Genomic DNA, 17836 nt, shown 5'->3' on the forward strand with positions numbered 1-17836 from the left:
TCTATATTAAAACTAACTTATGAAAAATATACTATTTGTTTTCTTACTGTTATCCACAGCACTATTTGCGCAAAGAACAGATAAAAAATGGGATGAAGTTGTTGCATACGAAAATGATGGAAAAGTTAAATCAGCTAATGAAATTGTAAGCAAAATTTACAAAAAAGCACTCGCAAGAAAAGATGAAGTTCAAATGCTAAAATGCTTCTTCTATCAGTCAAAATACTTACAGATTATTGATGAAAATGCACAAACTAAAATACTAAACAATCTTAAAACAGATATCGATCGCGTTTCGATTCCTTCAAAAGCAATTTTGAATTTGATTTATGCGAAGTGTTTAAATGATTATTACAATCAAAATAAATATTCTATCCAAAGAAGAACTAATACCACAGTACCGGATACTAATTTCTTAACCTGGACTACACTCCATTTTACTGATCAGATAAACCTTTCTTTAAAACAATCTCTCGAGAACGAAACTGTTTTAAAGAATACTTTATTGGCAAAATATGACCTTATTTTTGATTACCCTACTTTGGGAAATTTTAAAAATCAAAGCTTGTACGATTATATAATTAATGAAAATATCATAATATACAATTCCAAAATCAACAACTGGGAAATTCAAAAAAGTGATTTTGAATCTTATGAAAAAGTTCTTTTCGGAAATTCCGTAGACTTCATAAAACTGAATCTGGATTTTATCACCAATGAAAATCTACGGCAATCATTATCGCTGTATCAAAGACGAGAAAGTACAAATCCAACAAAAGAAAATGAATGGGATCGCATACAATTTTGCAAAACAAAATTATCATTACCAAACGATAGCTATTTTAACTATTTAGTTCAATTTCAAAAAGACATCAAAGACGAGCTTCTAATCCAGAAAATTCAATTAGAAAAAGCTTTCATTTTAAGTAGTCAGGCATCAAAAGACATTCATCCTGATTACAATATAAAAGCCATTATGACTCTAGATAGTATCCTAAAGATCAGCAATAGATCTAATGCATATAAATTAGCCCACCAGAAGAAAGAAAACATTATTTCCAAATCATTAAATGTACAACTTCAAAAATACACCTATACTGACGAAAATACCAGAGCTTTTATTCGATACAAAAATGTAGATCATTTAACAATTTCCTTCTTTAAAATCAATCAAAAACAACTTACTGAATTTAGAACCCTGTATTCTAAAAAAGATAGTTTAACCAAGGCTATAATTAAAAAAGCACAGCCTATTCTAAGAAAAAACTATCCGCTCACAAATAAAAAAGACTTTTTCGAGTATACGACCGAGGTTCTACTACCAAATTTAAAAACGGGATCTTATTTAGTTTACTTTGAAAGTGATTCAGATGAAAAGAATAAGAAAGCCTTTGCATATGAAACCATCACTACCACAAATATAATGGCTTTAGCTTCTCAGGGTGATGCTAAAGAAACTTATCAGGTTCTGGATCGAAAAACGGGAAAACCGATACCCAACGCAATTCTTAAGTCGACTTACCTTAACCTTGTAACAAATAAAAAGGGAATTGCAGTTTATAAGGAAAAAAAATATACTTATAACAATGAAGCAATTCAAATTTCCACCGCAAACGATACTGTCTCCGTTTATAAAAACTACATTTTTTATAGCAGTGAATATGATCCTACTGACACTACTGACAACAATGACTTTAAAGGGAAAGTCGAATTTTATTTAGACCGCGCAATTTATCGCCCTGGGCAAACTGTTTATTACAAAGGAATTGCAATCCAGAAAAAACAAAACATTACTAGTATTGTGCCTCACACCTCTTTTAGCATCAGTATTGAAGATCCTGATTATAATGAGATCAAAGAGTTTGAAGTAGTAACAAATGAGTTTGGCTCTTTTTCGGGCGAATTTGTCTTGCCTAAAACCGGATTAACAGGCAATTTTACGATGAAAGCTGATGACGTAAATGATTATGAAAAAGACATTATCTATGACAAAGAAAATGGGGACCATCCTTTCTGGGATCATGTTAACTTTGAAAATTCTCAAACTGATTTTAGAGTAGAAGAATACAAACGTCCAAAATTTGAAGTCACTTTTGAACCCAAAAAAGAGACCTTTCAAATCAATCAGTCTATTCAAGTAAAAGGTAGTGCAAAAGCATTTGCCGGGAGTATGATTTCTGACGCGAAAGTTACGTATTCGGTAACTCGTTATGTCGATTATTACAGAAATCATTACAGTAACGAACTAACTGAAACTATTTCAACTGGGGAGACAAAAACCGATGCCTCGGGTAAATTTATTATTGATTTTGTCGCAATTCCTTCTAAAAACAGCAACAAAGAGCAATTGCCTGTTTTTAATTATCGCATTAAAGCTTCTGTTACTGATATAAATGGAGAGACACATGAAGTTGAAACTACCGTAAAAGTTGGCTATCACGATTTGGTTCTACAGACCTTTATTGCCCCTGAAATTAGAACCAAAGACAAAAATGAAGTTAAACTGGAAAGTACTAATTTAAATGGAGAATTCTTAGCTGCTAAAGGTGAAGTTAAAATCTACTTTATTAGTCCGTTTTCAAGCAAATTCAAACAAAGTGTATGGAGTAAGCCTGAAATTGAAACCATCAGTAATGAAGAATTTGAAAAGTTATTTCCATACGAACAAAACAAAAGTGACATAACAAATGAAAAAACTGAAGTTCTGGTTTATTCAAAAAAAGTTGATACTGAAAAGGACAAAAAAATAGTTCTGGATTTTATTACAAATTACAAATCCGGAAAATACAAAATTGTATTCTCTGCCAAAGACCGTTATAACAATACTATTGAAAGCATCGCCCCTTTTGACATTAAGCAAAGCAAAGACAGGTTCAATCCAAGTAAACTATTTACTTTCGAACAGGTCAATCGCGACGCTAAAAAAGACGGTTTTGCATTAATCAAGTTAACTTCTGTTATACCGGAACTTTACATCATTGCAACCGGGAGTTATAACAGTAAAATCTTTTTTGAAGAAACCTATCATCTTCAAAACAACGAGACTATAATTAAAATTCCTTTAAAAAATGAATTTGAAAAAACTATAAAGATTGGATTTCAAAGTGTTTTTGAAAATGAAACTTTTAGCAACCAGATAGATGTAACATTAAAAGAACCGATCTCAAAATTGGAATTTAATGTTGAAACCTTTAGAAATAAAATACAGCCTGGAAACAGTGAAAATTGGTCTTTTAAGCTAAAATCCATTAACGCAAAAAAAGAAGCTGAAATTTTAGCTTCGATGTATGACAGTTCCCTGGATCAGTTTACCCAAAAAGATTGGTCTAATCTGGGTATTTATGATTACAACTATAATCAAAACAATACCAAAACAGCTCTAGGTTTTGAAAAGACTTCAACATCGATTATTAATCTTAATCCACCTCTAAATCGTGTAGAACTCTATAATGAAACCACCAAACTAATATGGTTTGGATTTGATTTTGCGAACCAAAACAACAATTTGCAGCTGCAAAGAGAGTATCAGAGACAACTTTCTAAAAAGACAAAAAAGCCTCTGAATGCAAAAATGATTTCAGGCGTGATTACCGAGATTTCAGGACTTCCTTTGCCCGGAGTATCTATTATGATTAATGGAACAAAAAGAATAGCACAGAGTGATTTTGATGGATATTATGAAATTGAAGCCGCCGAAAATGAAGAAATTGTATTCAGCTATCTTGGTTTCCAAAACAAAACTGTATTTGTTGAAAATAAAAAGAATATAGATATTATTTTAATTGAGGATTCAAGTGCCTTAAGCGAAGTTGTTGTAACTGCTTATGGAATACAAAAAAAACAAAAATCACTTTCTTACGCCGTTAGAAAAGTAAGCGCTGAGTCTATATCAGAAGGCGCTGCTGTAAATGGCGCACCGGCTACAATGCTTTCAGGAATAGTAAGCGGCCTGGAGATTACCAAAACCGATTCAGATACAATAGTGATTCGTGGTACAGCTTCTAATACCGCAACACAACCAATAATTATAGTGGATGGAGAAATTTCTAATGAAGAAGCTTTAAAAAATCTGAGCCCATCGGAAATAATTTCAATTGACACATTAAAAGCCGACAAAGCCTCAGCACTTTACGGAAGTAAAGGTGCAAACGGAGCCATAATCATTACAACCAAAAAAGCCTTAGAAGCCTTAACACAAGTAAAAGCCAGAAAAAATTTATCTGAAACTGCTTTTTTCCTACCTAATTTAAGAACAGATGCTAACGGAAAAGTGAGTTTTAACTTTAGCTCTCCCGAAGCTTTAACGACTTGGAAACTTCGTTTATTGGCACATAACAAAGATGCTGTTTCTGGTTATCTGGAGAAAAGTGTTGTGACTCAAAAAGAATTAATGCTTTTACCAAATTTCCCACGTTTCTTTAGAGAAAAAGACACGGTTGTAATCCATGCCAAGATCTCGAATATTACCAACGAAGCTAAAACCGGAATTGCCGTTTTACAGTTCTTTGATGCTGCAACCCTGCAGCCCATCGACGCTAAAATGCTCAATGCAAAAAACATCAGAAACTTTACTGTTGGTGCTTTCGGAAACACAACCGTAACCTGGACCGTTTCAATACCGGAAGGTTTGCAGGGTTTACAATATAAGATTCTGGCTAAATCAGGCAATTTTTCCGATGGAGAGGAAAACATACTTCCGGTTTTGACAAACAATATGCTTGTTACAGAAAGTATTCCTATCTGGGTTCGTGAAAACTCAACCAAAGAGTACACCTTTAATAATCTAAAAAGCAACAATTCAACAACTTTAAAGAATCACCAATTTACATTCGAATATACTTCGAATCCATCCTGGATAGCCATTCAGTCTTTGCCTTATTTAATGGAGTACGAGCATGAATGTGCGGAACAAACTTTTGCCCGTTTTTATGCCAATGCTTTAGCTTCGGAGATTATTTCAAATAATCCGAAGATTGCAACTGTTTTTGAAAATTGGAGAAAAAATGGAAAACTAACGTCTAAACTAGAAGAAAATGAAGAGTTAAAATCGATTATTCTTGCGGAAACTCCGTGGCTGAATGATGCGCAAAGCGAAGACGAAAAGAAAAAGAATCTGGCACTTTTGTTTGATCTGGAGAAAATGAAAACTTCACAGGAAACTACTTTCGAAAAATTAAAACAAAAGCAAAAATCATCAGGAGGATTTTCATGGTTTGAAGGAGGGAACGAAAATGAATACATTACCCGACATATTCTGGCTGGGTTGGGTCATTTATCAAAATTAACTAAAAGCAGTGATAACAATAAAATAGACCAAATTGCAAAAACCGGTATTCCGTTTTTAGACACTAAATTTTTAGAATACTATAAAAACAAAACCAAAGGTTTAAAAGCTGCAGAGAAACTAATTTGGATCAATCCGTATTCTGATCTACATTATCTATACACCAGAAGTTTTTATTTAGAGAAATATCCGCTTTCAGATACTTTAAAAAAAGCCACCAAACTTTATTTAGAAACGGCTAAAAAGGATTGGTTAAACTATTCTCTCTACGAAAAAGGATTAGCTGCCTTAACTTTGAATCGTTTTGGCGAAAAAGAAACCGCTAAAAAAATCATAGAAAGCTTAAAAGAAACGTCATCAAACAACGAAGATTTAGGAATGTACTGGATCGCCAATAAATCGGGTTGGTATTGGTATCAGGCACCAATAGAAACTCAGGCTTTATTAATTGAGGCTTTCGACGAAGTGAATAACGATACCAAATCTGTTGATGCAATGAAAGTATGGTTATTAAAAAACAAACAAACCAAAAATTGGCCAACGACTAAATCTACTACCGAAGCTATTTATGCTTTATTGATGCAAGGAAATGACTGGTTAAGTGTGAAAGACAATACCGTTATTAAAATTGGAGATGAAAAAATTCTAACTAAAAAACTGACTGAAAATGAAAAAGAAGCTGAAACCGGCTATATTAAACTAAGCTGGAAGGCCGATGAAATTAAAAAAGAAATGGCTTCGATCAGTATTCAAAACAAATCTAAAGTTCCTGGTTTTGGAGGTGTTTATTGGCAGTATTTTGAAGATTTGGATAAAATTCAAACCAATTCAGGATCAGTCCTGTCAGTCTCTAAAGAATTATATCTAAAGAAAAGCACATTAAAAGGAGAACAATTAGAAAAGATCAGTTCTAAAAACTCTTTAAAAACCGGAGATTTAGTTACAGTACGATTGATCATTACTGCAAAAGAAGACACAGAATATATTCATTTAAAAGACATGAGGGCTTCTTGTTTTGAACCTGTAAATGTGCTTTCTCAGTATCAATATAAAGATTATTTGGGGTACTATATGAGTACGAAAGATGCAGCAACTCATTTCTTCTTTGATGCAATCAATAAAGGAACTTATGTAATAGAATACGATATTCGCGTAAACAACAGTGGAGAATTCTCTAACGGAATTACAACAATTGAAAGTATGTATGCACCAGAATTTACAAGTCATACCGACGGAATTAGAGTAAAAGTGAATTAACAACTTGTATAAATTGCAAAAAATAAAATTCCAAATTCTAAAAGAATACTGCAAAGAATTTCCGCCACTAATTCACGAATTAATTAAATAAAAATTCGTGAATTAGTGGCGAAAAAAAACAACAAACCCGACAAGTTTTAAAAACCTGTCGGGTTTACTATTTATTAAGAAACCAGAATTATTTAATAATCGTCATTTCGTCGATAATGTTTTTAGCTCCGGCGTATTTGTCAATAATCCAAAGTACATAACGAATGTCAACGTTAATGGTTCTTTGTAATTTAGAATCAAAAATAACGTCTCCGGCCATAGCCTCGATGTTTCCGTCAAAAGCAACTCCAATCAATTCTCCTTTTCCATTTAATACCGGAGAACCTGAATTTCCACCTGTAATATCGTTATCTGTTAAGAAGTTTACCGGCATATAACCTGCTTTATCTGCATACTGTCCAAAGTCTTTTGCTTTGTTTAGTTCTAATAAACGTTTTGGCAAATCAAATTCCTGATCTCCTGCTTTATACTTTTTCACCATACTTTCCATGGTAGTATAATTGTTTATTTTAGCATCGTTACGTGGATCAGCAGGCAAAGCTCTTACTTTTCCGTAAGTTAATCTCAAGGTAGAGTTAGCATCCGGATATTGAATTGCATTCAATTTAGATTCTCTTAAACCTTCTACCAATTTGCGGTAAGCACTTGCAAAACCATCATCGGCTTTCACCTGATCATCAGTTTTAGAACGGAATTTTGTCATTAAGTCGTTAGAGATAATATACAAAGGATCGTGTACAATCGCTAGTGGTTTAGGATTAGCCATAAATGCCAATACCGTTTCTTTAGAAGTAAAATAACTGATTTCAGTTGCTTTTGCTACATCAGCAGTAAAATCACCATTGTTCTCTGATTTCATTTTAGCAATTTGTGTTGCTAAACCATATTCAGCAGCTTTAGAAGCATATAAATTCAACTGTGCCGTTAAGACATCTTTTTCAAGAGGTGCATAAAATTCACCATAAATGTTTTCGATCAATGCGTTGATCTTTGGCAACATTTCTGCTTTTTTAGCATCGTTTTCGTTGTAATAAGCGATTAGTGCATTTCCTAAATTAGCAGGCCCGCCAGCATAATTTGAGGTACGCAAAAGCTGTGTTAAGTAATTATCGTGGATTGCTTTTAGATTTGTAGCTCTGTAATAATCATTAATCGTTGGAATTACATTCTCATACTTTTCTTTGTTAGCCGGCTTAGTAGCCCACTCATAGAATTTATCTTCTTGTGCCGCTTTAATCTCTGCTGTACCCGCTTTTGTTAAAGCATCGATCATACCCTGACGGTTTTTCCAGTAATTTGCTGTAGAAGCATATTTAGACGCGTATTGCAAACGAACTGTTGCATCTTTGTCCATATACTTTTTCATTTGATCCATTCCGGTTTTAGCACCTTCAACCCATGCAGGATAAGCAAACTTAACATTTTGCTCAATTCCTCCAGCCGGCATCCAACGGTTTGTTCTTCCAGGATATCCTAAAATCATTGCAAAATCATTCTCTTTAACCCCTTTGATACTTACCGGTAAGTAATGTTTCGGTTTCAAAGGCACATTGTCTTTAGAGTAAGCTGCCGGATTTCCGTCTTTATCTGCGTAAACTCTGAACATAGAGAAATCTCCTGTTTGACGAGGCCATTCCCAGTTGTCCGTATCTCCACCAAATTTACCAACACTTTCAGGTGGTGTTCCTACTAAACGAACGTCTGTATAATCCTGGTAAACGAAATAGTAATATTCATTTCCCTGAAAGAAAGGACGAACTGAAACGGTATATTTTCCACCTTCGTTGTTTTCCTTTTCGATCAAAGCAATTTCTTGCTGAATCGCTTTGTTTCTTTCAGTCTCGGTCATTTTATCATTTACTTTTGATAAAATTCTTTTAGAAACATCGTCCATACGTACAAAGAAACGCACGTATAATGATTTCGGTTTCATTTCGGCACTTCTTTGTTTTGCCCAAAAACCGTCTTTCAAATAATTTTGTTCTGCTGAAGAAAGTTCTGCAATTGCATTGTAACCACAGTGGTGATTGGTTAAAACCAATCCCTCTTTAGAAACGATTTCTGCAGTACAACCTCCGTTAAATTGTACAATAGCATCTTTTAAACTATGATTGTTGATACTGTAAATTTCTTCGGCTGTCAATTGCAAGCCCATTTTTTCCATATCTCTATGGTTCAATCTTTCGATAAACATCAAAAACCACATTCCTTCGTCAGCCCTTACAGGAAAAGCCATCAGACACATGGTCAAGAATAAAACTATTTTTTTCATGTTATTTTGTTTAAGTGATGCGAATATAACTCATTTTCGCATTTATATTATTGCAATCCATCCTGAAATTAAATATCTCAGTATATTTTTAGCATTTCATTACGAATTTAACATTATATAAAACAAAAAAGGCGCTCTGTTTCCAGAACACCTTTTGTACAAATTGTATTTTTTTTAGTCGTTAAGCATCTTCCAAAGCTTATCCTTTAAATCGGTCAGACCTTGTTGGGCCACAGATGAGATAAACATGTAAGGAACATCTTTGAAAGCGACATCTAATTCGGTTTTCAATTCGGCTTTCAGCTCGTCGTCCAGCATATCACATTTCGAGATTACTAAAAGACGTTCTTTGTCTAACATTTCAGGATTGTACTTGGTCAATTCGTTCACCAAAATATCGTACTCTGCTTTAATATCCGGTGTATCTACCGGAACTAAAAACAACAAAGTTGAGTTACGCTCGATATGACGCAAGAAGTAATGGCCTAATCCTTTTCCTTCAGCGGCACCTTCGATAATTCCCGGAATGTCAGCAATTACAAACGATTGATAATCTCTGTAAGCTACAATTCCTAAGTTTGGCTTTAAGGTTGTAAAAGGATAATCGGCGATTTTTGGTTTCGCTGAAGTCAAAACAGACAGCAAAGTTGATTTTCCGGCATTTGGAAAACCTACTAAACCAACATCAGCCAATACTTTAAGCTCCAAAATCACATCCATCTCTACACCCGGTAAACCTGGCTGAGCATAACGTGGTGTCTGATTGGTAGAACTTCTAAAGTGCCAGTTTCCTAAACCACCTTTACCTCCTTTTGAAAGGATTCTTTTTTCACCGTCTTCGGTGATTTCGAATAAAGTTTCTCCGGTTTCTTTGTCTTTTACAACAGTTCCTAAAGGCACTTCGATAAATTTATCATCTCCGTCAGCACCTGTACTACGGTCTCCTCCACCGTCTCCACCGTGTCCTGCTTTAATATGTCGTGCAAACTTTAGATGAAACAACGTCCAAAGTCCTTTATTTCCTACCAAATACACATGTCCTCCACGACCACCATCTCCTCCGTCAGGGCCTCCTTTTTCAATAAATTTCTCTCTATGTAAATGCGTAGATCCTTTTCCTCCCTTACCGGAAGAAACATAAATCTTAACATAATCTACAAAATTTCCTTCTGTCATTTTTCTGAATTTCAGATTTTAGATTTTAGATTTTAGATTTCTCTAGCTTCTATTTCTAAATTCTATTTTATTTATCTTTCAGTTGCAATCGCATTTTTCAGTACTAAAATGTGACTGAAAACTGTGACTGAAAACTATTTTATTTATTCTTTAAGCGCTTTTACCAACACTTTATCAATCTTTACGCCATCCATATCGATTACTTCCAGCACAAATTTTTGCCAAATTAATTTTTCGCCTTCTTTTGGAATATGTGAAAGCTCGGTCATAATCATTCCGCTTACCGTGTTTACTTCGTAATCGTTTGTCAATTCGTCTAACTCAAAATAAGTTAAGAAATCGTGTAACGAATAATGCCCGTCAACCAGCCAGGAACCGTCTTCTCTTTCAATTAACTGGAATTCATCTTTATAAAAATCAGATGCATCTCCTACTAAAGCTTCCAGAATGTCATTTAGGGTAATAATTCCCTGAAAAACACCATATTCATCCGAAACTAAAGCATAATGAATCCCTGTTTTTTTGAAGTTCTCCAACGCTTTGTATGCCGTTGTCTGCTCCATTAAATAAGGCGCATCGATCATGATTCCAGCCAAATCAAAATGTTCGCTTTCAATGTTGGCAAATATATTTTTTAGGGTTACAACCCCCACAATATCATCATAATTGTCTCTGTAGACCGGATAAACGGTGTGCAAATCCTGCAAAACCAATTCCTTAATCTTCGCTTTATCAGCATTGAAAGGCAGCATATCAACTGACTTTCGGTGTGTCATCAGTGAGTTTACTTTTCGATCGCCAATATGAAAAACACGTTCTACAATGTCCTGCTCAATTTCCTGCACTTCTCCACCCTCTGTTCCTTCTTTGATAATCGCTTTAATCTCTTCTTCAGTTACCTTACCGTCAGCGGTTGGCTTAATTTGAAAAACATTCAATAAAAAATCCGTCGAAGAAGTAAGCAGCCAAATAAATGGTGCCGTGATTATCGAGATGGTCTTCATCGGAAGGGCTACCATTTTTGCAATCGACTCCGGATAATTTAAACCAATTCGTTTTGGTAATAATTCTCCTAAAACCAAAGAGAAAAATGTCAGGACCACGACAACAATTCCCACTGCAACTGAATGAGCATAAGGCTTTAAAAATTCAAATCCGCTAACAAAAACCTCCACATCCATTGTTATTTTATCACCACTATAAATACCGGTCAAAATACCGATTAAAGTGATCCCGATTTGCACGGTTGACAAAAATTTATTTGGAGAATTGGCCAGATCAAGCGCGATTTTAGCACTGTTATTTCCTTTTTTTGCGGCAGTTTCAAGTCTGTTTTTCCGAGCCGAAATCAATGCAATTTCTGACATGGAAAAAACTCCATTCAATAGTATTAGAAAAAATATTATTAGTATTTCCAATTTTTGGTTTATTCGTTATATAATCGTCCTTATCAATCTGTAATCTTAAATATTTCGTACTCCAGACCACTCAAAAGAGCCATGTCTTTAAAAAAACTAATTTTTCTTGCCAGAAAACAGCAACCAGGGGAAGCATATTTTATGATAAGAAAAATAGTTCTTTTGGAGTCCCGATAGCAATCGGGATGAAACGACAGCTGGAAAAAGCTTCTACAAATTATCTATAACTGACGTTAATCGCTCTGTAATTTCTTCGATAGTTCCGATACCGTTTACGGCGTGAAACTTATTTTGTTCTTTATAATATCCAATTAGTGGAGCTGTTTTTTCATTGTACTCCTGGTATCTTACACGAATTTTTTCTTCGTCCTGATCATCAGCTCTTCCGCTTGTTTTTCCTCTTTCTAATAAACGAGCAACCAAAATTTCATCATCAGCTTCCAATGCAATAGTCGCTGTAACACTTGATCCAATCGTTGGTAAAAATTTATCCAACGCTTCTGCCTGATCTAAAGTTCGAGGATAACCATCAAACAAAAATCCAGCTGTATCAGGATGTTTTTTTACTTCATCAATTAACATTGCAGTGGTAACTTCGCAAGGAACTAGTTCTCCATTATCCATAAAAACCCTCGCTTTTTTACCTAAATCTGTGTCATTTTTTAAATTAAAACGAAAAATATCTCCTGTTGAAAGGTGCGTTAATTTGTATTTTTCTTTTAAAAATTCTGCCTGAGTTCCTTTTCCTGCTCCTGGCTTTCCAAATAAAACAATGTTAATCATAATATGAGTGAGTGTTGTGACTTCTATTTTTATAAGAAGTTTTAAATGAATATATAGTTGTGTGTGTGTTTAAATTTATTCTGCCAATTTATAAACTTCGGGCAAATTTCTTCCTAAACCATCGTAGTCCAATCCGTAACCTACAATGAATTTATTTGGAATTCTGATTCCGATATAATCTATTTTGATGTCTTTTTTATAAGCCTCCGGTTTAAAAAACAAAGTCGCAATTTTAAAATGCTTTACATTTTGCTGCTTGAACAAGTGTTTTAATTCTTCGACAGTATTTCCTGTATCAATAATGTCTTCAATAAGAATAACGGTTCTACCCGACAAATCCTGATTGATTCCAATTAATTCTTTTACTTTATTGGTACTTTCAATTCCTTCATAAGATGCCATTTTAATAAATGAAACCTCGCAAAGGCTTTTATATTTTTTCAGAAAATCGGCAACCACCATAAAGGCCCCATTTAAAACACCAATAAAAATTGGGGTATCGTCTCCAAAATCATCTTCTACCTGCGCCACTATTTTTGTTAAAGCAAAATCAATTTCTTTTGCCGAAATAAACGGAACAAATTGTTTATCGTGAAGTTGTATCATTATTTTTACATTTAAAATAATGGGCAAAGATACAGAATTACAACCAAAATGTAAGTATCAAAATATACTGCGCACATATTTTTTTAAGAATGTTAAATATCCCTCACTATTTAGAATTCTTTTCTTAAAAACAAGCCTGATTTCATTAAATCAGCAGATTTTAGAACCATAACCTTAAATTACTTATTTTAGACCCTGTATTAAACCCAACTAAATGTCTTCTGAATTACAAACAAAACTAGATTACGTAAAAGCTTATAGAGAAAACCGTCTTAAGGTTGCAAATGAGGTTTTAGAAAACCACTCTTTATTTAAAGAACTTATCACGATTTGTTTTTCGCCATCAGACAAAAACAATCATAAAGCATGTTGGATTCTGGAATTTGTTTCTTACGAAGAATTGATCTGGCTGCAGCCTCATCTTGATTTTTTCTGTTCCAATCTTAAGATTTTAAAAGACGAAAGTGCTATACGTCCCGTTGCAAAAGTGATTCAGTTGCTCGTAAAGGACCATTATAAAAAAGCCAAAAACGGCATTTCGCTTTCTGAAGAAAATCTCCAGGATTGCATAGAAGCGTCATTTGACTGGCTTATCAACGATGTAAAAGTGGCGACAAAAGCGTATTCGATCCGGACTTTGTATGTTTTGGGCAATCATTACGACTGGATACACCCTGAACTGCAAATTATTCTGAATAAAGATTATGGCGACCATTCCGCAGCTTACAAAGCCGTAGCCAAAGAAGTTTTGAAGAAAATAGAGAAATAACTTTGAATTTCAGTTGCAACTTTAAGAATCCTGATAGTTATTGGAATTGTATGCTTTGCGTTTATTTTTTTTAGCCACAGATTAAAAAAGATTTTTTTTCACATGCCACGAATTTCCACAAATTCTTAAGCACTGCTTTTGAAAACTTTTAATTCGGGAAAATTCGGGGAATTCGTGGCAAAAAAAATATTCCCATTCCCTATCTCATGAAATTCATAAAATTCGTGGCAAAAAAAAGATTAAAAAGTATCTTTGCAAAAACACAACTACAATGAATTATTTTTCTTCTGATTTTAAATTAGGAATATTAGGCGGCGGACAATTAGGTAAAATGCTTTTGTTCGACACCAGAAAATTTGACATCCAGACTTATGTTCTCGATCCAAGCGATGAAGCTCCAAGTAAAATTGCCTGCAATAAATTCTTTCAGGGTGATTTAATGGATTATGAAACGGTTTATAATTTTGGGAAACAAGTTGATGTTCTGACTTTTGAAATCGAATTAGTCAATCTTGAAGCACTGACACAATTAGAGAATGAAGGTTTAAAAATCTATCCTTCTCCAAAAACCTTAAAAGGAATTCAAAACAAAGGAATTCAGAAACAATTCTACGCAGATCACAATATCCCGACAGCACCATTTGAGCGATTTGAGAATTTAGAAAGTCTAAAAGCTAAAATCCAGGAGTTGAAATTACCATTTGTATGGAAATGTACGGAGTTTGGTTACGACGGAAATGGTGTAAAAGTAATCCGTCACGCTGCTGACTTAGACCAACTTCCAAATGTAGAATGTATTGCCGAAACAATGATTCCGTTCAAAAACGAACTGGCAGTTATTGTATGTCAAAATCCATCAGGAGAAATAAAAACATATCCGGTTGTTGAAATGGAGTTTCATCCGGAAGCCAATCAGGTAGAATATGTCATCTGTCCTGCCAGAATTGACGAGAAAGTAGCCGAAAAAGCAAGAGCTATTGCTTTAAATGTTTCGGAAAAATTCAATCATGTGGGTCTTTTGGCGGTCGAAATGTTCCAAACGAACGACGATGAAATTTTAGTAAATGAAGTTGCCCCGCGTCCACACAATTCAGGACATTACTCTATTGAAGCCAGCTACACCTCACAATTTGAAAATCACCTGCGTGCGATTCTGGATCTTCCGTTAGGAAATACCGATAGCAAAGTTGCCGGAATTATGGTTAATTTAGTGGGCGCAGAAGGATTTTCAGGAGATGTTGTTTACGAAAACATTGAAACTATACTGGGTTGGAATGGTGTTACCCCGCATATTTACGGTAAAAAACAAACACGCCCTTTCCGAAAAATGGGTCATGTAACCATTGTCAATGAAGACATGTCTGAAGCCAGAAGAATAGCTGAAGAGGTTAAGAATACGATTAGAGTGATTAGTGTTTAGTCGCAGTCAACAGTCTGAAACCTGAAACAAAAAAAACCTGAAACAAAAATAAAATGAGCAAAGTAGCCATCATAATGGGAAGTATCTCCGACATGCCAGTCATGCAGGATGCGATCGACATCTTAAAACAATTTAATATTGAAGTTGAAGTAGATATCGTTTCGGCACACAGAACGCCTGAAAAATTATTCGATTTCAGTAAAAATGCACACACTCGTGGTATTTCGGTAATTATAGCCGGAGCCGGAGGAGCTGCACATTTACCGGGAATGGTTGCTTCCATGTCGCCACTTCCTGTAATTGGAGTTCCGGTGAAGTCCAGTAATTCTATTGACGGTTGGGATTCGGTTTTATCGATTCTTCAAATGCCTGGCGGAGTTCCTGTTGCGACAGTAGCTTTAAACGGAGCCAAAAATGCCGGAATTTTAGCGGCACAAATCATTGGAAGCCACGATAAAAAAGTACTTGACACTATTATTTCCTACAAAGAAGAATTAAAAGCTGCGGTTAATAAAGCGGCTGAAAGTCTTAAATAGTTCGCAGTCTCAGTCTCAGTTTTCAGTCTCAGTCACAGTAAGCACTGAAAACTGAGAACTGCGACTGAAAACTGAGCTGCAACTGAATACTCAAATAAATAAACTCTTTAGTCTTAGTTTGCATTGAAAACTGAGACGGAGACTGAAAACTAAAAAAATGAGCGTCTTAACACAACATTTCAATACCAGACACAATACAGCCCCTTTTTCGCAAATTAAAATCGAAGATTACGTTCCTGCTTTCAACGAAGGAATTGCTTTGGCTAAAGCCGAAATTGATGCAATCGTAAACAATCCGGAAGCACCAACTTTTGAAAACACGGTGGTAGCGATGGACTTTACGGGTGATGTTCTGGATCGTCTTTCCAGTATTTTCTTCAATCTGAATTCGGCAGAAACAAATGATGAGATGCAAAAAATTGCACAGGAAGTTTCTCCTTTACTTTCAGAATTTGGAAATGACATTACCTTAAATGCGGCATTATTTGCTAAAATTAAAACCGTTTACGACCAAAAAGAAAAACTGAATTTAAATCCGGAGCAAACTACGCTTTTGGATAAAAAGTACAAAAGCTTTTCAAGAAACGGAGCCAATTTGCCAGAGGACAAAAAAGAAAGTTTACGTGAAATCGACAAAGAATTGTCAAGACTAAGTTTGCAGTTTGGCGAAAATGTTCTGGCCGAAACCAATGCTTTCGAATTGCATTTAACCGCTGAAAAAGATTTGGCAGGTTTACCGGAAGGAACTATCGAAGCAGCAAGATTGTTAGCCAAAAGTCAGGAGAAAGAAGGCTGGATTTTCACCTTAGATCATCCTAGTTATATTCCGTTTTTGACGTATGCCGACAATCGTGAATTGCGTAAAAAAATGGCAATTGCCTTTGGAGCAAAAGCTTTCCAAAATAACGAATTTGACAATCAGGAAAATGTCCTGAAAATTGCCAAACTTCGTTTTGAAAGAGCCAATTTGTTAGGGTATAAAACCCATGCCCATTTTGTTTTAGAAGAAAGAATGGCCGAGAGCCCTGAAAAAGTTTTCTCTTTCCTTAACGATTTACTGGCAAAAGCAAAACCGGCAGCTCAAAAAGAATTTGCTGAATTAACGGCTTTCGCCAAACAACTGGACGGAATCGAACAGTTAGAAAAATGGGATGGTGCTTATTATTCAGAAAAATTAAAACAACAGCTTTTTAACTTAGACGATGAAAAACTGAAGCCCTATTTTCAATTAGAAAAAGTGTTAAACGGAGCTTTTATCGTTGCTAAAAAATTATACGGACTAACGTTTACCGAAGTTTTTGATATCGACAAATATCATGAAGAGGTAACCACTTACGAGGTAACCGATGCGGAAAATAATTTAGTATCCATTTTCTACGCCGATTTCTTCCCAAGAAAAGGAAAACGTAACGGAGCCTGGATGACCTCTTTCAAATCACAATCAATAAAAGAGGGTGTAAACGAAAGACCTCATATTTCGAATGTTTGCAACTTTACAAAACCTACAGAAACCAAACCTTCGTTATTGACTTTTAATGAAGTAACTACTTTATTCCACGAATTTGGTCATGGTTTACACGGAATGTTAGCCAACACTACTTATCCAAGTTTATCCGGTACTTCGGTGTTTTGGGATTTTGTTGAATTACCAAGTCAGATTATGGAAAACTGGTGTTACGAACCGGAAGCTTTGGCTTTGTTTGCGAATCATTATGAAACAGGGGAAATTATCCCGATTGAATATGTTCAGAAGATTAAAGAAAGTGCCAGTTTTCAGGAAGGTCTCGCGACTTTGCGCCAGCTAAGTTTTGGATTACTGGATATGGCATGGCACGGACAAGACCCAACAGACATTACCGATTTAAAAGCTTTCGAAACGGAACAATTTGCCAATACACAATTGTATCCTGATGTAAAAGAAAATGCAATGAGTACTGCTTTTTCGCATATTTTTCAAGGTGGGTATTCTTCAGGCTATTACAGCTACAAATGGGCAGAAGTTCTGGATGCTGATGCTTTTGAATACTTTCAGGAAAGCGGCATCTTCAATCATGAAGTTGCTACAAAATTCAAAGACAATGTACTCTCAAAAGGAGGGACAGAACACCCTATGACTTTGTACAAACGTTTTAGAGGTCAGGAACCAAAACCGGAAGCTTTATTGAAAAGAGCAGGATTGGTTTAAGATTTTTAGACTTCTTAGCTTATTAGATATATTTAAAACCGAGGTAGAAATACTTCGGTTTTTTTGATTTCATTCGAAT

At 35.0% G+C, this 17836-nt stretch carries 10 protein-coding genes; 5 read left to right on the top strand and 5 right to left on the bottom strand.

All coding sequences use genetic code 11. The features are described from left to right. The first annotated feature begins 19 nt into the window (after positions 1-19). Positions 20-6541, top strand: coding sequence for an MG2 domain-containing protein (locus tag OLM61_RS05100; protein ID WP_264525361.1), 6522 nt, complete (start codon positions 20-22; stop codon positions 6539-6541). A 178-nt stretch (positions 6542-6719) separates the two neighbouring features. Here the strand turns inward: OLM61_RS05100 and OLM61_RS05105 are convergent, their stop codons facing one another. The 5 genes from OLM61_RS05105 to OLM61_RS05125 all read right to left on the bottom strand — a co-directional run bounded on the left by OLM61_RS05105 (position 6720) and on the right by OLM61_RS05125 (position 12847). Next, positions 6720-8864: a S46 family peptidase gene (locus tag OLM61_RS05105; protein WP_264525362.1), complete on the bottom strand. Its 2145-nt coding sequence runs from the start codon at positions 8862-8864 to the stop codon at positions 6720-6722. Positions 8865-9038: 174 nt separating this feature from the next. Beyond that, positions 9039-10040, bottom strand: coding sequence for a GTPase ObgE (obgE, locus tag OLM61_RS05110; RefSeq protein ID WP_264525363.1), 1002 nt, complete (start codon positions 10038-10040; stop codon positions 9039-9041). Between the two features lie 143 nt (positions 10041-10183). Then, positions 10184-11458 carry a hemolysin family protein gene (locus tag OLM61_RS05115; RefSeq protein ID WP_264525364.1) on the bottom strand — a complete coding sequence of 425 codons (1275 nt, stop codon included), beginning with the start codon at positions 11456-11458 and terminating at the stop codon, positions 10184-10186. Between the two features lie 210 nt (positions 11459-11668). Next, positions 11669-12241 (bottom strand): adenylate kinase, encoded by a 573-nt coding sequence (locus tag OLM61_RS05120; RefSeq protein WP_264525365.1) that lies wholly within the window; start codon positions 12239-12241, stop codon positions 11669-11671. A 75-nt stretch (positions 12242-12316) separates the two neighbouring features. After that, entirely contained in the window at positions 12317-12847 is a 531-nt protein-coding gene (locus tag OLM61_RS05125) for a phosphoribosyltransferase (protein ID WP_264525366.1), read from the bottom strand. Between the two features lie 214 nt (positions 12848-13061). Between OLM61_RS05125 and OLM61_RS05130 the strand changes: the two genes are divergently transcribed. From OLM61_RS05130 to OLM61_RS05145, 4 genes are all read left to right on the top strand, one after another. Continuing rightward, positions 13062-13616 (top strand): hypothetical protein, encoded by a 555-nt coding sequence (locus OLM61_RS05130; protein WP_264525367.1) that lies wholly within the window; start codon positions 13062-13064, stop codon positions 13614-13616. A gap of 271 nt (positions 13617-13887) precedes the next feature. Further along, a complete protein-coding gene (locus OLM61_RS05135) occupies positions 13888-15036 on the top strand; it encodes a 5-(carboxyamino)imidazole ribonucleotide synthase (protein ID WP_264525368.1) in 1149 nt (382 codons plus the stop codon). Positions 15037-15089: 53 nt separating this feature from the next. Next, positions 15090-15572, top strand: a complete 483-nt coding sequence (gene purE / locus OLM61_RS05140) for a 5-(carboxyamino)imidazole ribonucleotide mutase (protein ID WP_173967210.1) — start codon at positions 15090-15092, stop codon at positions 15570-15572. A 157-nt stretch (positions 15573-15729) separates the two neighbouring features. After that, positions 15730-17757, top strand: a complete 2028-nt coding sequence (locus OLM61_RS05145) for a M3 family metallopeptidase (protein ID WP_264525369.1) — start codon at positions 15730-15732, stop codon at positions 17755-17757. Positions 17758-17836 lie beyond the last annotated feature (79 nt).

It is taken from the genome of Flavobacterium sp. N502536 (genome assembly GCF_025947345.1).
In the GTDB taxonomy this organism is placed as follows: domain Bacteria; phylum Bacteroidota; class Bacteroidia; order Flavobacteriales; family Flavobacteriaceae; genus Flavobacterium.

Bases quoted from the DNA above. Each gene is read 5' to 3' on its own strand.
- purE (WP_173967210.1), top strand. From the start codon at position 15,090: ATGAGCAAAGTAGCCATCATAATGGGAAGTATCTCCGACATGCCAGTC.
- OLM61_RS05130 (WP_264525367.1), top strand. From the start codon at position 13,062: ATGTCTTCTGAATTACAAACAAAACTAGATTACGTAAAAGCTTATAGA.
- OLM61_RS05105 (WP_264525362.1), bottom strand. From the start codon at position 8,864: ATGAAAAAAATAGTTTTATTCTTGACCATGTGTCTGATGGCTTTTCCT.
- OLM61_RS05100 (WP_264525361.1), top strand. From the start codon at position 20: ATGAAAAATATACTATTTGTTTTCTTACTGTTATCCACAGCACTATTT.
- OLM61_RS05125 (WP_264525366.1), bottom strand. From the start codon at position 12,847: ATGATACAACTTCACGATAAACAATTTGTTCCGTTTATTTCGGCAAAA.
- OLM61_RS05145 (WP_264525369.1), top strand. From the start codon at position 15,730: ATGAGCGTCTTAACACAACATTTCAATACCAGACACAATACAGCCCCT.
- OLM61_RS05120 (WP_264525365.1), bottom strand. From the start codon at position 12,241: ATGATTAACATTGTTTTATTTGGAAAGCCAGGAGCAGGAAAAGGAACT.
- obgE (WP_264525363.1), bottom strand. From the start codon at position 10,040: ATGACAGAAGGAAATTTTGTAGATTATGTTAAGATTTATGTTTCTTCC.
- OLM61_RS05135 (WP_264525368.1), top strand. From the start codon at position 13,888: ATGAATTATTTTTCTTCTGATTTTAAATTAGGAATATTAGGCGGCGGA.